Here is a 14,524-nt window from a genome sequence, read left to right as displayed (position 1 = left end):
TCACCTCTAATTGACTGTTCTGCCGGCGCGCATGACCTGGCCCATGTCCTGTTGTGCCCGTTCTTTCTGCCGGGCGCGTTCGGCAACGGTCATGCACTGCGTGGTGGTTCGGTTGGAACCAATGGGCTTTTCACGTTGGCATATTAGACGACTATCTTCACGCGCCTGTGTCAAAACTGTGTTCACGACCTGCTGATCGTTGAAGACCTGGGTTTGTACCGGTTCAGGCATGGCCTCACGCGTGGGGTACTGCTCGACCGCACCACGCATGCGCCCCAACGCCTCGCTGACGCGGGCACGCTCATCCTGCTTCAGTTCCGAATAGGTCTCGCCATCCTTGAGCTCCACCTCGATACGCGCGATCTGCTGCTGCAGCGGCTGCCCGGGCACGAAGATTTCCTTGCCCTTGGATGCCGATGCGGTACTGGCCAAGGCGAGTCCCGACACCAGGACGGCCGTCATCAAAGCCTGTTTCATGGCAAACAAATCCTTGTCTGTAGTGAATCCCGACTCTATTCGCACCGCCTTCACGCCAGCAAGTGCCAATCGGCCGGGTGGAAAGGGCCTTATCGCGAGCTGGCTGGATTGAAATTGTTGAAGGTGCGCTGGTCATTCAGAAGCGCCTTGCCCTTCTCTTCGATCCGGCGGCGCTCGGCCACGGTCAGGCAGCGGCTCTTGGGCATGTTGCTGCCGGTGCTGCGGGTGTGCTGGCAGATCTGCCGGCTGTCCTCGTGGGCGCGGGTGAGCAGGGTGTTGATCCGCTCCTGGTCATTGAAGACTTCGCCCTGCACCGGTGCCGGCAGCTCCTGCAGGCTCTGGTGGTCGCCCATCCGCGCGGTGATGCGGGCCAACGCCTCCCGCACCTGGACGCGATCGTCGGCGGAGATTTCGCTGTAATCGCCATCGTCCAGGGCCTTTTCGACCCGGCGCACCTGTTCGGCCACCGGCGACTGCCGGTCCATCTGTACCACCGATTTTTCCGGCTTGGCCGCAGCGGCCCCGGCCAGACCCAGCAACAACGCGATCATCGTGATGCGGTACATCGCCAGCCTCCGATCCATCCAGGAACGATGGGCGCACTGTACGGCCGTCACGCGGCCTCCACAAGGGGCCTTCGGCAGGCGTAAAAAAGACCCAGGCGGTGCCCCCGCCTGGGTCTGAAGTTGTATCCCGATACCGATCCTGCTGAGAGGCAGAGCTGCGGTTCGCTGAAGGCTACGCCCGCCCCGATTAAAGGCTTGTTAAAGCCGGCCTCATTTGCCCATGAGAATCACAACCAACTGAAATATCAAGGTTTTTTCATCTTCTCGACGTGTTCGATGATCCGCGTGGCCACGTCCACTCCGCAGGCGGCCTCGATCCCTTCCAGCCCGGGCGTCGAATTGATTTCGAGCACCAGCGGCCCGCGTGCGGAGCGGATCAGGTCCACCCCGCACACCGACAGGCCCAGCGCCTTGGCCGAGCGCACCGCCACCTGCTGCTCGGCACGGCTGGCCTTGGCCGCCACGGCGGTCCCCCCGGCATGCAGGTTGGAACGGAAGTCGCCTTCCGGGGCCTGCCGCTGCATCGAGGCCACCACCTGGTCGCCCACCACGAAGCAGCGCAGGTCGGCGCCCTTGGCCTCGCCAATGAACTCCTGCATCAGGAAGTTTGCGTACAGCCCACGCAGGGCCTCGACGATGCCGCGCGAGGCGCTGGCCTTCTCGGTGAGGATCACGCCACGGCCCTGGGTACCCTCGTTGAGCTTCACCACGTGCGGCGGCGGGCCGAGCATGGACAGCAGGTCGACGGTGTCGTCGGGGTTGTCGCCGAACACAGTGACCGGCATGTCGATGCCCTTGGCCGCCAGCAACTGGTGCGCGCGCAGCTTGTCGCGCGAACGCAGGATCGCATCGGACGGATTGGGGGTACGCGCGCCCATCAGCTCGAACTGGCGCAGCACGGCGGTGCCATAGCGGGTGATCGAAGCGCCGATGCGCGGGATGACCATGTCCACGCCGGTCATCGGCCGGCCCTTGTAGTGCATCGAGAAGCCATCGGCGGCGATGCGCATGTAGCAGCGCAGCGGGTCGAGGATGCGTACGGTGTGGCCGCGCGCGCGCGCCGCCTCGACCAGCCGGCGGGTGGAATACAGGGTGCTGTTGCGGGACAGGATGGCGAGCTTCATCGCAGCGGGATCGGACGGCAGGCGCGCAGCATAGCGCGGGCGTGTGGCGGGTGGATGATGCCGTGCGGCGTGGCTTGGCCGGCAGCAGCCGGCACACTGCGCGGACCTGTTCAGTGCGCATGGAGCGGCCGATGACGATCACCGTGTTTCCGCGATTTTCCGAAGTGGACGTGCTTGGCCACGTCACCAACACCGCCCTGCCCGTCTGGTTCGAGGAGGGTCGCCAGGAGATCTTCCGCCACTTCAGCCAGGAGGCCAGCATGCGTGACCTGACGCTGATCCTGCGCCGCTACGAGATCGACTTCCTGCAGCAGATCCAGGCCGGCCATGAGGTGCGCATCGAGACCCGCATCGAAGCCATCGGCCGCTCCTCGCTGTCGATCGTGCAGCAGGCGTTCCAGTTCGAGGCCCTGGTGGCCAGCGGGCGCTGCGTGATGGTGCATTTCGACTACACAGCCAACGCTTCACGCGCCATTGATGCGGAGCAGCGTCGGGCGTTGTCGGGGCTGTTTACCGAGGAGTATGCGCAGCTGATGCAAGCGGCAGGCACATGAGTCATCCGGAAATCCGATCATCCGCACTCAGTACTGCCCGCAGCCCATTTCTTCAGCTTTTCCAGCGCTTTCCCGGCCTGCATCGACGACGCATGCCGGACCCTCCTTGTTTGATTCGAAGCGGTCTAACCTGTGACTGACGGCCGCTGGTCCGCGCGGGGCAGGCGCAGCGAGAAGCGTCCATCGCGGACACGCACGGCCAGTCCGGTTTCCCGCCACTCCACCGGCAGTGCCAGTGCCGTGTGTGGCGTGGGGATGCGTGTGATCGCCTCGAACGTCCAGTGTTCCTCATAGGCTTCGCAGCGAAGCCTACCGTCATCACCGACCTCGATCACATCGATCCAGGCGCCACTCCGGGACTTGCCGCTGCCGCCCATCGCACGGCGGCCGATGGCCTGCCAACGCCCCTGCCAGTGGACGAGCCACACACCCTCGATGGGACGCAGATCCCCATCAAGTACGCTACCCGCCACCACCACGCATCGCCCGGACGGGCTGGCGATGACCGTCTCCAGATCGCAGGCGTGACGGTCACTGGCCTCGCCATCAAGGCAGAGGGCGTAAGGGCAGACGCGGGTGAACAGGGTCGGATGCGCGGTCAGGCGCAGGTCGTCGGGAAGCAGCGGGATGGCCTGCAGAACCCGGCCATCAGGCAGGACATGCCGCAATGCCTGCGGCAACCCGGCGGCCAGTGCCGGGTGTTCCTGTTCCAGCCATAGACCCCGACAGGGGCGCAGCGTGGTCACTCGACTGGGAAGATCGCGCAGCCACATCGCGGCTTCTGCATCTCCGCCAAGCTGCCGGCGCTCGTGCAGTTCCTGCCAGAACAGGCTGGGAACAATCGTCAGCAGGTGCATCACCCTCTTGTCCGCTTCGTCGTAAACGATCACGGCCTCGCTGCGATCAATGTAGCCACTGGCTACGCGCAGCGCGCTTCCTGCCAGCTCCTGCCACTCACCGCTGGCATCGTGGCTGCCGCTGGTCGATACGCCTTCAACGATGGCGCCATCGCGCAGCATCTGGGTGCTGTAGGCAGGCCCGCCCATACCCAGCTCGCCCCAGTCCAGCAGCACATCGTGCGTGGGCGGCCGAATGGCAAAGGGCAGCGTCGCCCGCGAGCGCAGCTGTGCGCCGCCTACGGCATCGCCAACCAGATCGAAGCGCTGCAGCACGCCGCCCAGAGCAAGGCATGCGGCCAGGCCAACGACCACGCCCAAGGGCGACCACCAGGCCACGCAGATGGCCGCCCAGGCCAGGAACGGCAGCCATTGGGTGTATCGGCGGAGGGTGATGCGATCAACAATCATGCGGGTGTGGTGGCTGCCACTTCGCACCAGAACGCTGATTCAAGCGCCCGGCACTCCAGGCATTCCGCCGAATCGATTCTCTTCCTCGCTTCCCGGAAGGAGCATGAGAGGAAAGAGAACGAACACACCCAACGGAATGAATGCGATCACCACGTACCAGCCGGACTCGTCGATATCGTGCAATCGCCGAACGGCCAGGGCCAGCATCGGCGGGAGGAGGACGATGACGGCAAACATCGCCACTGCCAGTCCTGCGCCCTGCAGATGCTGGGACATTTCCCCATCGTAGAGATCGGTACCGATCAGCCAGGAGCTGGCATTCATCAGAATGTAGCCCAACCCCGCCACGAACCCGGCAAGCAGGGAATACGACCAGAATTCTGTCCGGTTGGATCGCCCTGAAAAATCAAGGAATCGCCTGATGGGCATAAGTGCAGCGATCATTCTCGCTCCGGGCAGCGGACGATGGGGACCAAAAGCTAACGATCTTTTAGCATCCCCAAGCCGAGCACCGACTGAATCTGCCCGCGCGACACAGCCTGGGAGACAGCGGGCGTTGCAAGAGAGGATTTCCCGCGCAAACCCCGCACCAAGGCCAGTACGGACATGGCCACTCGGTTCACGCATGCCTATGAGATGAGCGGTCGGATATTGCCGAGCGTCAGCCTTGCGCTGACCGCTGGAGACATGGAGCGGGCGATGGGAATCGAACCCACGTCAGTAGCTTGGGAAGCTACAGCTCTACCATTGAGCTACGCCCGCATTGCGGGTGAAAGTCTATGCGGAGCGGCCGGTATTGCGCAATGGTGGCCTCTGCATCAGCGACGGGGTCAGAACCCTTTCCTTGCGGAAAGGGATCCGACCCCGCTCTGGATCAGAAGCTGCCGCTGACGGTGGCGAAGATCGAGGCATCACGGGCGCGCTTCTGCGCAGCCGTGGTGCTCAGGCCAACGTTGCCCTGCAGGCCGAACAGGTCCATACGCGCACCCAGCACGGCGGTGGCGTAGTTCTTGTCGAAGTCCAGGCCCGGCACGCGGTAGCTGCCCAGCTCCGGCAGCGTCTGCAGCCAGGCGCTGGCCTGCTTGGTGTCCTCGAACTCGTGGTCGTAGGTCACCTGCACGTACGGCTTGACGGTGCCGCCATCGAAGCGGGCCTGCCAGCCGATACGACCGACGGTGGAGTCGACGTTCTGGCGGTCGTAACCCAGGGCGGTGGCCAGCGTGCCCGCAGCGGCGCTTTCGCTGTAACCGTCGATCTTGACCTTCTGCCAGATCACCGCAGCGACCGGACCATGACGGAAGCCACCTTCGGTGCCGAACTCGTAACCGGCGTTCAGTGCGGCGGTCAGGTTGCTGCCATCCGGGGAACCACCGTGTTCGCGGGTGGCCGGGCCCAGCTGGACCTTGCGGTTCACGTCATACGACAACCAGGTGTAGCTGACCTGGCCGTTGACCCAGACGCGGTCGCCGTACCATGCCGCGAACAGGCCGGCGGTGGTGTCCTTCTGGGTGAAGTCACCACGGCTGTTGCCGAAGTCGGCATTCAGGCGGCCGAAACCGGCGAACCCGCCGACCACCACGCCGTTGCGTGCCCAGTCGATACCGAACAGGCCGGCCGGAGCGAGGCCGTCATACAGGTCTGCGTGGTCATAGCGCTGCAGGTCGCCACGCACGCCACCCCACCACGACAGGCCATCAGCCGGACGGGCACCCAGGTGATTGCTGACCTGATCGGCACGCGAGCGGCCAATGGTCTGTGCCGAGTGGCTCAGCACCTGCTGCAGGCGCGGAGCCTCCAGCACCGAGACGGCGTACTGGCCCAGCAGCTGGTGGCCGGTAACGGTGGGATGCACGCCATCTGCGAACAGATAGGTCTGGTACGCATCGGGGCTGACGTAGGTGGTCGGGTTGCAGCCGATGATGCTGCCCGTGGTGTTGGCCGGGTTGATCTTGCAGGCGGTGCCGGTGACGTTGGTGAAGCCGTACATGCCCGGGTTGGCGGTCACTTCACGCAGGATGCTGAAGGTATCGAGCGGAATGAACTCGATGCCCGCCTGCTTCAGGCCGCCATACAGCGCCTTGTTGTAGCCGACCGACATGGCGGTGGCCGCCGCCGCGTTGGGGCCACGGAACTGCGGGGTGATGCCCACGTCCGGCAGGTTCGGCACCAGCACGTACTGGGCACCGGCCTGCTTCAGGGCGCCGACCAGCGCGATCTGGTCGGTGACTGCCGCGCCGATGATGCCCTGCACCTGGGCCGGCGGCGCACCCGCACCGGCAGCGCCGGCGGCGGCAAACAGGTCGTTTGCGCCACCCCAGACGGTATACAGGGCGTTGCGGTCAGCCTTGCCACCGTTTGCAGCCAGGTAGCGGGCCGCCTGCGACTTCAACGACGGGATCGCGCCGAGGGCACCGCTGCCTTCCACCGACACGCGGGCCCCGCCGACAGCGTAGTTGTCGCCGTTCTGGCCGTTGCCGTTGGGGTCCTTGTTAAGGCCGTAGTAGTTGGCGACCTGCTGCGACCACACCCAGCCCGGGTTGGTGGTGAACTGGCCGGAGAGCCCCTGCGTGGCCTCGGGCAGCAGCGGGCGGAAGTAGCCGGCATCGGTCAGGCTGTCGCCGAAGAACACCGCCTTCGAATACGGGTTTTCGCCTGCCATGGCCGGAAGCGCGGCCAGCGCGATCGCGGCCGCCATCAGGGAGCGGATCGGGTGTTTGCTGAGCTGCATGAAGAAACTCCTGTGGGGTGAATAAGTGGGAACCCGGCGTACGTACGCCGGCGCACGGTGAATGGTTTCACCGCGCCGCCTTTTGCTCACGCTGCGCCGCCGCATGGATTGTCGCCTGAACGCCTGACAGCACGCTGTGCCGGAGCTGGCGCCCGGCGGAAGTTGCAAGCATTCCGATCCTGGCAGGCCATCAGCGACAATGGGCCGATGAACATCCAGCTCAATGGCGAACCGCGTACCCTGCCCGCTTCGGCGACCCTCCACGACCTGCTCGAGGCCGAGCAGCTGCTGCAGCGCCGGGTGGCGGTGGAGGTCAACGGCGAGATTGTCAGCCGCAGCCGCCACGGCGAGCATGTCCTGGCCGAAGGCGACGTGGTGGAGATCGTGCACGCGCTGGGTGGCGGCTGAAGCGACCGCGCTGCGCGCTCGCCGGGCATGGCCCGGCGCTACCACGCGCGCACCTCCTCGGTAGCGCCGGGCCGTGCCCGGCGGTGCAATCGCGTGACCCCATCTTCAGGCGGATAAGCGATAATCGCGCCATGAACGTTCAAGTCTCCCCCGATTCGCTGGTGATCGCCGGCAAGACCTATGGCTCGCGGCTGCTCACCGGCACCGGCAAGTTCAAGGATCTGGAAGAAACCCGCCTGGCCACCGAGGCCGCTGGCGCCCAGATCGTCACCGTGGCCATCCGCCGCACCAACATCGGGCAGAACCCGGGCGAGCCGAACCTGCTCGACGTGCTGCCGCCGGAGCGTTTCACCATCCTGCCCAACACCGCCGGCTGCTACACCGCTGAAGACGCCGTGCGCACCTGCCGCCTGGCCCGCGAGCTGCTGGACGGCCACAACCTGACCAAGCTGGAAGTGCTGGGCGACCAGAAGTCGCTGTACCCGGACGTGGTGCAGACCCTCAAGGCCGCCGAGCAGCTGGTCAAGGACGGTTTCGAGGTGATGGTCTACACCTCCGATGATCCGATCCTGGCCAAGCGCCTGGAAGAGATCGGCTGCGCTGCGGTGATGCCGCTGGCTGCACCGATCGGTTCGGGCCTGGGCATCCAGAACAAATACAACCTGCTGCAGATCATCGAAGACGCCAAGGTGCCGATCATCGTCGATGCCGGCGTCGGCACCGCTTCGGATGCGGCGATCGCGATGGAGCTGGGCTGTGATGGCGTGCTGATGAACACCGCCATTGCCGGTGCGCGCCACCCGGTGCTGATGGCCAGCGCCATGCGCAAGGCGGTCGAGGCCGGGCGCGAGGCGTTCCTGGCCGGGCGCATTCCGCGCAAGCGCTACGCCAGTGCGTCGTCCCCGATCGATGGGTTGATCGGCTGATGACCAATCCTTTCGACAGTGCCGGTTCCAAGGCCCCGCCCAAGCCCTTCACCGTCAGTGAAGGCCGCCGCGAAGTGCGCAGCTTCGTGCTGCGCCAGGGCCGCTTCACCCCCGCCCAGCAACGCGCGTTCGACGAACGCTGGCCACGCTTCGGCATCGACTACAACGGCCAGCCGCGTGACCTGGACGCGACCTTCGGCCGCCCCGCGCACAAAGTGCTGGAGATCGGTTTCGGCAATGGCGCGGCCATGCGCTTTGCCGCCCAGCACGATCCGTCGCGCGACTACATCGGCATCGAAGTGCACGCCCCCGGTGTGGGCCGACTGCTGAACGCGCTGGCCGACGACAACGCCGATCACGTGCGCCTGTACCACCACGATGCGGTGGAAGTGCTGCAGAACGAGATCGCCGATGGCGCGCTGGATGAAGTGCGCATCTACTTCCCGGATCCGTGGCACAAGAAGCGCCACAACAAGCGCCGCCTGCTGCAGCCGGCGTTCGCCGAACTGATCGTGCGCAAGCTGCGCCCGGGCGGCCGCCTGCACTGCGCCACCGACTGGGAAGACTACGCCGAGCAGATGTGGGACGTGCTCGACGCCACCGCCGGCCTGGTCAACCGCGCCGGCCCGCGTGGCAGCGTGCCTCGCCCCGACTGGCGGCCGCAGACCCACTTCGAGACCCGCGGCCAGAAGCTCGGCCATGGCGTCTGGGACCTGTTGTACGACCGCACCTGATGATCGCCTGAGGACGCTGCGCCCCACATGGATACCGCGCTGACGCTGACCACTGACATGAAGCTCGTGCTCGGGCTGGTCGGCTTCACGATGGCGATGTTCCTGTTCGAGCGCATCCGCGCCGACGTGGTTGCGCTGGTGGTGCTGGTGGTACTGGGCGTGACCGGCCTGATCGCGCCAGAGGAGATCTTCGGCGGTTTCTCCGGTAACGCGGTGATGAGCATCATCGCCACCACCATCCTCGGCGCAGGCCTGGACCGCACCGGGGCGTTGAACCGGCTCGCGGCCTGGTTGCTGCGGCGCGGCCACGGCGTGGAGCAGCGGTTGCTGATGATGACCACGGCCATCGCCGGCCTGAACTCGTCCTTCATGCAGAACCCGTCGGTGATGGCGCTGTACCTGCCGGTGGCCTCGCGGCTGGCGGCGCGCACGGGCCTGACCATGCAGCGCCTGCTGCTGCCGATTTCGGCGGCGATCGTGATGGGTGGCGCGCTGACCATGGTCGGCAACTCGCCACTGATCCTGCTGAACGATCTGCTGGCCTCGGCCAACAACAACCTGCCCTCGGGCCTGGCCACCATCGAACCACTGCGCATGTTCGCGCCGCTGCCGATCGGCGTGGCGCTGCTGATCGCTTCGCTGCTGTACTTCCGCTACTACGGCGACCGCAAGCTGGTGGAAGAGGAAAGCCTGGTCAACGACGGGGTCACTCCGGCGCGCACCGAAAGCTATTTCGCCAAGACCTACGGCATCGAAGGCGATGTGTTCGAGCTGGTGGTCAGTGCCGAAAGCCCGCTGGTCGGCATGACCCTGGGCGAGGCCGAGAACCTGCACGATGCACCGCTGTTGCTGGCGCTGAAAACCGGCAACGACACCCGCCTGGCACCACCTGCAGAGATGCGCATCTGGGTGGGCAGCGTGCTCGGCGCGATGGGCCCGCGCGAGCAGATCAACGACTTCGCGCAGAACCAGTTCCTGCGCATGTCTTCGCGGCTGAAGCATCTCGGCGACCTGTTCAACCCGAGCCGCGCCGGTATTTCCGAGGCGGTGGTGCCGCCAACCTCGAACGTGATCGGCAAGAGCGCGGCCGACCTGCGCCTGCGCAAGGAGCGCGGCATCAGCCTGCTGGCGATCAACCGCGACAAGCAGGTGATCCGCGAGGACGTGCGCGACGTGCAGCTGCGCGCCGGCGACATGCTGGTCTTCCACAGCATCTGGACCGACCTGGCACAGGCGGCCAGGAGCCGCGACTTCGTGGTGGTGACCGACTACCCGACCGGCGAGCAGCGACCGCACAAGTTCAAGATCGCGATGGCGATCTTCGCCTTGACCATCCTGATCGCGCTGACCAGCAAGCTGCCGGTGGCACTGACCCTGATGACCGGCGTAGCCGGCATGCTGCTGACCGGCGTGCTGCGCATGGACGAGGCCTACGCCTCGATCAACTGGAAAACGGTGTTCATGATGGCCGGGCTGATCCCGCTCGGCTGGGCGATGGATTCCAGTGGCGCGGCGGCGTGGGTGGCCGGCCATACCATCGACAAGCTGCCCACTGGCATCCCGGTATGGGTGCTGGAAGTGGCGTTGGCACTGCTGACCACGGCGTTCTCGCTGGTGATCAGCCATGTAGGCGCGACCATCGTGATGGTGCCCATTGCGGTGAACCTGGCACTGGCGGCGGGCGGCAACCCGACGGCGTTCGCGCTGATCGTGGCGCTGTCGGCGTCCAACAATCTGATGACGGCCTCCAACCCGGTGATTTCGATGATCACCGGCCCGGCCAACTACACCCCACGCGAGATGTGGCGGGTCGGCGGACCGTTGTCGCTGATCTACACCTGCGTGGTGGTGCTGATGATCAACCTGATGTTCTGAGGGGATTGATCGGCAGGGCTGCGATAGGTGGGTGCGGACCGTTGGTCCGCACAGGGCTTGCCTGCAACGGAGCGTGCGGACCAACGGTCCGCACCTACCTCAAGCAACATCGCCCGGCCTCAAGCCAGGTAGACCTGCCCGTCGCGCACGTCCACCGGCACCGCGCGCAGGCGGTCGCCCTTGCAGGGACCGGCGATGCAGTCGCCGCTGTCCAGCGCGAACGAGGCGCCGTGGGCGGCGCACACCAGGTGGCCTTCGCGGCTCTTGAGGAACTGGCCCGGCGCCCAGTCCAGGCGGCGGCCGGCATGCGGGCAGATGTTCAGGAACGCCCGCACCTGCGCACCGTCGCGGTACAACACCAGCGACTCGGCATCGCCATCGACCACCGCCTCGACCTCGGCAAACGCGCCATCGGCAATGGCATCAAGGGCGATCAGGGCAGCAGCGGCAGTCATGGCGAAGGCTCGGACAGTAAACGCGCATTGTCGCACGCCCACTCAGGTGACTGGCTGCAACATGAACACAAGTCATTGATTCGTAATAAGCACAGGCTATATTTAACGAGTTTTTCACTCAATGACAGTGGCACCTCCCGATACTCTGGTTTCGCTGATCCCAGCCTATCGAGCCGCCATGTTCAATCGCGCATCCGCCTTCAACCAGTTCCGCACTCTGTTCGCGCCGCGCAAGCCGCGTCACCCGCTGGTGCGCGTTGCCGTGGGCCTGCTCGGCCTGGCGATCCTGGCCGCGATGGTGTTCATCGGCGTGTTCGTCGGTGCGGCGATGATCCTGGTCGGCCTGGCGTGGAAGCTGCTGGCTTCGCGCAAGCCGGGCACTTCCCGTCCGCTCGACCCGAACGTGGTCGAGGGCGAGTTCCGCGTGGTGCGCAAGCCGGTGCTGCCGGCCTCGCGTTGATCCACGCCCTACGCGCCCGCTGACGGCGGGCGCCATGCGTTCTAGACTGCGGGCACGCCCTTCCTGGATGCCCGCATGTCCGATGTCTCCGATGTGATTCCTGCCGTAGCCCTGCCGCGTGTGCCGGTGGTGGGTGGCGGCAGCTTCCCCGTGCACCGTATCTACTGCGTCGGCCGCAATTTCGCCGACCATGCCCGCGAAATGGGCGCAGCGGTGCCGGCGGCCGACGACCGTGGCCGTCCGATGTTCTTCAGCAAGCCGGCCGATGCGATCGTGGTCGGCCACGACGATGCCATCCCCTATCCCCCGGCAACCGCCAACCTGCACCACGAAGTGGAGCTGGTGGTGGCGATCGGCCGTGATGCGCCAGCCGGCGAACTGGCCGTCGCCGATGCCGACGCGCTGGTCTACGGCTATGCCGTCGGCCTGGATCTGACCCGCCGCGACCTGCAGGCCGCCGCCAAGGACAAGGGCCATCCGTGGGATGCGGCCAAGGGCTTCGATGCCTCGGCGCCGATCAGCGAGATCGTGCATGCCGCTGAAGTGGGCGACCTGGCCGCGCTCAACCTGTCGCTGGAGGTCAACGGCGAGGTGCGCCAGCAGGCCCTGCTCGACCAGATGATCTGGAACGTGCCGGAGATCCTGCATGAGCTGTCCAAGCTGTGGCAGCTGCGTGCCGGCGACCTGGTGTTCATGGGTACCCCGTCCGGAGTGGCCGCGCTGAAGCCCGGCGACCGCTTCAGTGCCCGCCTGGAAAACGTGGCCGAGCGCCACGGCGTGATCGCCGGCTGACATCACCTGCGCTACCCTGCGCGCTGTCCACTTCCCCCACCGGAGAAAAACAACAATGGGAATGCTCACCGAGTTCAAGGAATTCGCGATGCGCGGCAACGTCATCGACCTCGCCGTCGGCGTGGTGATCGGCGCGGCCTTCGGCAAGATCGTGACCGCGCTGGTCGAGAAGATCATCATGCCGCCGCTGGGCATGCTGATCGGCAAGGTGGATTTCTCGCAGTTGGCGTGGACGTTGTCACCGGCCAGCATCGGTGCCGACGGCAAGGAAATCCCGGCCGTGGTGATCGGCTACGGCGACTTCATCAATACGCTGATCCAGTTCGTGATCGTAGCCTTCGCCATCTTCCTGGTGATCAAGGTGATCAACCGCCTGTCGCGCAAGCAGGAAGCCGCCCCGGCCGCCCCGGCCGAGGAAGTGGTGCTGCTGCGTGAGATCCGCGACAGCCTGAAGAAATAAGGTGGTAGCGCCGGGCCATGCCCGGCGGGACGCCATCTTGCCGCTGCGCTCGCCGGGCATGGCCCGGCGCTACCGCAGAAGCCTGTGAAAGCCCCGCCCCGGCGGGGCTTTCGCTTTGCCGGACGTGGCGGAAAACAGCGTTCGCGGCAGCCATGACCTCCCGCCCATGCGCCGGGCTGAACGACTGTTAAGCTCCAAGGCTTGGTCCCTTCCCGGAGCTGTCCATGCGTCGCCGCGTCCTTGCCATCGCATCCTCCCTCGCCCTGCTGGCCGCCCCGGCCTTCGCGGCGCCGCACACCACCACCCTGCCCCCGGCGTCGCTGTCCACCGCTGCGCAGCTGCGCGACCAGGCGCTGGCTGACGACACCGGCTGGAAGGTGGTTGAATCGCTCACCACCGAAATCGGCCCGCGCATCGCCGGCAGCGAAGCCGACGCCCGCGCCGTGGCCTGGGCCGAAGCCAAGTTCAAGTCGCTCGGCTTCGACAAGGTCTGGAAGGAACCGGTGACGTTCCCGAAGTGGGAGCGCCGCAGTGAACACGCCGCGGTGACCGGCAAGAACCCGCAGCCGCTGCAGATCACGGCGCTGGGCGGCAGCCCGGGCGGCACCGTTGAAGCCGAAGTGGTCCGCTTCGCCGACCTGGCCGCACTGCAGGCCGCACCGGCCGGTTCGCTGAAGGGCAAGATCGCGTTCGTTGATTACCAGATGCTGCCGTTCCGCGATGGCCGCGACTACGGCCGTGGCGGCGCGATCCGCAGCAAGGGCCCTTCCGAAGCAATCCGCAAGGGCGCGGTCGGTTTCCTGATGCGCTCGGCCGGTACTGACTCGCACCGCGTGCCGCACACCGGCATCACCCGTTTCGACGACGGCCTGACCCCGGTGCCGTCGGCAGCACTGTCGGTGCCCGACGCCGATCAGCTGGCCCGCCTGCTGGCCCGCGGCGCGACAACGGTGAAGGTCGCGCTGGACTGCGGTTGGGACGGCACCGCCACCTCGTACAACGTGATCGGCGAGATCACTGGCCGCAGCCTGCCCAAGGAAGTGGTGGTGATCGGTGGTCACCTGGATTCCTGGGACCTGGGCACCGGCGCAGTGGATGACGGTGCCGGCGTGGGCATCACCATGGCCGCTGGCCATCTGATCGGCCAGCTCAAGCAGGCGCCGAAGCGCACCATCCGCGTGATCGCCTTCGCCAACGAAGAACAGGGCCTGTATGGCGGCAAGGCTTACGCCGAGGCGCATGCCAAGGATGTGGCCCTGCACCAGCTGGCCGCCGAGAGCGACTTCGGTGCCGGCCGCATCTACGCCTTCAACACCGGTTCGCCGAACCCGGAAGGCTCGCGCGAAGCGACGAAACAGATTGCCGAAGTGATGAAGCCGCTGGGCATCGAGTACCAGGCCGACAAGGGTGGTCCGGGCCCGGACGTCGGCCCGTTGGCCGCCAAGGGCGGCGCGTGGGCATGGCTGGCGCAGGACGGCTCGGACTACTTCCACCTGCACCACACCGCCGACGACACGCTGGACAAGATCGACCCGAAGGCGCTGGCGCAGAACGTGGCCGCGTACACCGTGTTCGCGTATCTGGCCGCGGAAGCCGATGGCAGTTTCGGCAGCGAAGCCAAGGCGACCACGCCGCCGAACGAATGATGCGCCAGCGCC

General features: G+C 66.1%; 16 protein-coding genes and 1 tRNA gene. 9 read left to right on the top strand and 8 right to left on the bottom strand.

The features are described from left to right. Positions 1–6: 6 nt before the first annotated feature. The 3 genes from AC0Z6F_RS17895 to rimK form a co-directional block, all read right to left on the bottom strand. On the bottom strand, positions 7–477 hold the full coding sequence (locus AC0Z6F_RS17895) for a hypothetical protein (RefSeq protein WP_006387227.1): 471 nt from the start codon (positions 475–477) through the stop codon (positions 7–9). 89 nt (positions 478–566) lie between these two features. Then, a complete protein-coding gene (locus AC0Z6F_RS17890; protein ID WP_006387229.1) occupies positions 567–1,043 on the bottom strand; it encodes a hypothetical protein in 477 nt (158 codons plus the stop codon). A gap of 245 nt (positions 1,044–1,288) precedes the next feature. Continuing rightward, positions 1,289–2,167: a 30S ribosomal protein S6--L-glutamate ligase gene (gene rimK, locus AC0Z6F_RS17885; protein ID WP_485616977.1), complete on the bottom strand. Its 879-nt coding sequence runs from the start codon at positions 2,165–2,167 to the stop codon at positions 1,289–1,291. Between the two features lie 131 nt (positions 2,168–2,298). Between rimK and AC0Z6F_RS17880 the strand changes: the two genes are divergently transcribed. Continuing rightward, positions 2,299–2,721 (top strand): acyl-CoA thioesterase, encoded by a 423-nt coding sequence (locus tag AC0Z6F_RS17880; RefSeq protein ID WP_006387333.1) that lies wholly within the window; start codon positions 2,299–2,301, stop codon positions 2,719–2,721. Between the two features lie 125 nt (positions 2,722–2,846). On the opposite strand, the gene AC0Z6F_RS17875 is transcribed toward AC0Z6F_RS17880, so the two are convergent. The 4 genes from AC0Z6F_RS17875 to AC0Z6F_RS17860 form a co-directional block, all read right to left on the bottom strand. Then, positions 2,847–4,028 carry a hypothetical protein gene (locus AC0Z6F_RS17875; protein WP_485616975.1) on the bottom strand — a complete coding sequence of 394 codons (1,182 nt, stop codon included), beginning with the start codon at positions 4,026–4,028 and terminating at the stop codon, positions 2,847–2,849. A gap of 39 nt (positions 4,029–4,067) precedes the next feature. Then, entirely contained in the window at positions 4,068–4,472 is a 405-nt protein-coding gene (locus AC0Z6F_RS17870; RefSeq protein WP_100435155.1) for a DUF805 domain-containing protein, read from the bottom strand. 244 nt (positions 4,473–4,716) lie between these two features. Then, a tRNA-Gly gene (locus tag AC0Z6F_RS17865) sits at positions 4,717–4,790 on the bottom strand. Positions 4,791–4,902: 112 nt separating this feature from the next. Beyond that, entirely contained in the window at positions 4,903–6,756 is a 1,854-nt protein-coding gene (locus AC0Z6F_RS17860; protein ID WP_012511946.1) for an autotransporter domain-containing esterase, read from the bottom strand. 207 nt (positions 6,757–6,963) lie between these two features. On the opposite strand from AC0Z6F_RS17860, the gene thiS reads away from it, so the two are divergent. The 4 genes from thiS (at position 6,964) to AC0Z6F_RS17840 (ending at position 10,699) form a co-directional block, all read left to right on the top strand. Continuing rightward, positions 6,964–7,164 (top strand): sulfur carrier protein ThiS, encoded by a 201-nt coding sequence (gene thiS / locus AC0Z6F_RS17855; protein ID WP_008265079.1) that lies wholly within the window; start codon positions 6,964–6,966, stop codon positions 7,162–7,164. A gap of 131 nt (positions 7,165–7,295) precedes the next feature. After that, complete coding sequence (locus tag AC0Z6F_RS17850) at positions 7,296–8,090, top strand: thiazole synthase (protein ID WP_006387459.1); 795 nt, start codon at positions 7,296–7,298, stop codon at positions 8,088–8,090. Then, positions 8,090–8,824 carry a tRNA (guanosine(46)-N7)-methyltransferase TrmB gene (gene trmB, locus AC0Z6F_RS17845; protein ID WP_006387461.1) on the top strand — a complete coding sequence of 245 codons (735 nt, stop codon included), beginning with the start codon at positions 8,090–8,092 and terminating at the stop codon, positions 8,822–8,824. Before AC0Z6F_RS17850 ends, trmB begins: the two co-directional genes overlap by 1 nt. Before the next feature lie 27 nt (positions 8,825–8,851). After that, positions 8,852–10,699 (top strand): SLC13 family permease, encoded by a 1,848-nt coding sequence (locus AC0Z6F_RS17840; protein ID WP_006387463.1) that lies wholly within the window; start codon positions 8,852–8,854, stop codon positions 10,697–10,699. Between the two features lie 119 nt (positions 10,700–10,818). Here the strand turns inward: AC0Z6F_RS17840 and AC0Z6F_RS17835 are convergent, their stop codons facing one another. Next, positions 10,819–11,154 carry a Rieske (2Fe-2S) protein gene (locus AC0Z6F_RS17835; protein ID WP_012511947.1) on the bottom strand — a complete coding sequence of 112 codons (336 nt, stop codon included), beginning with the start codon at positions 11,152–11,154 and terminating at the stop codon, positions 10,819–10,821. A gap of 178 nt (positions 11,155–11,332) precedes the next feature. Between AC0Z6F_RS17835 and AC0Z6F_RS17830 the strand changes: the two genes are divergently transcribed. From AC0Z6F_RS17830 to AC0Z6F_RS17815, 4 genes are all read left to right on the top strand, one after another. Then, positions 11,333–11,614: a hypothetical protein gene (locus AC0Z6F_RS17830; protein ID WP_032972507.1), complete on the top strand. Its 282-nt coding sequence runs from the start codon at positions 11,333–11,335 to the stop codon at positions 11,612–11,614. A 75-nt stretch (positions 11,615–11,689) separates the two neighbouring features. Further along, complete coding sequence (locus AC0Z6F_RS17825; RefSeq protein WP_006387611.1) at positions 11,690–12,406, top strand: fumarylacetoacetate hydrolase family protein; 717 nt, start codon at positions 11,690–11,692, stop codon at positions 12,404–12,406. Between the two features lie 55 nt (positions 12,407–12,461). Continuing rightward, positions 12,462–12,866: a large-conductance mechanosensitive channel protein MscL gene (mscL, locus tag AC0Z6F_RS17820; RefSeq protein WP_006387613.1), complete on the top strand. Its 405-nt coding sequence runs from the start codon at positions 12,462–12,464 to the stop codon at positions 12,864–12,866. Between the two features lie 224 nt (positions 12,867–13,090). Further along, entirely contained in the window at positions 13,091–14,512 is a 1,422-nt protein-coding gene (locus AC0Z6F_RS17815; protein ID WP_006388317.1) for a M28 family peptidase, read from the top strand. Positions 14,513–14,524: the final 12 nt, after the last annotated feature.

This window comes from Stenotrophomonas sp. 1L-E-5-B-C3, from assembly GCF_057292075.1.
The sequence above is the reverse complement of the archived record's forward strand: the minus strand, read 5'-3'. Positions and strand labels throughout refer to the sequence as shown.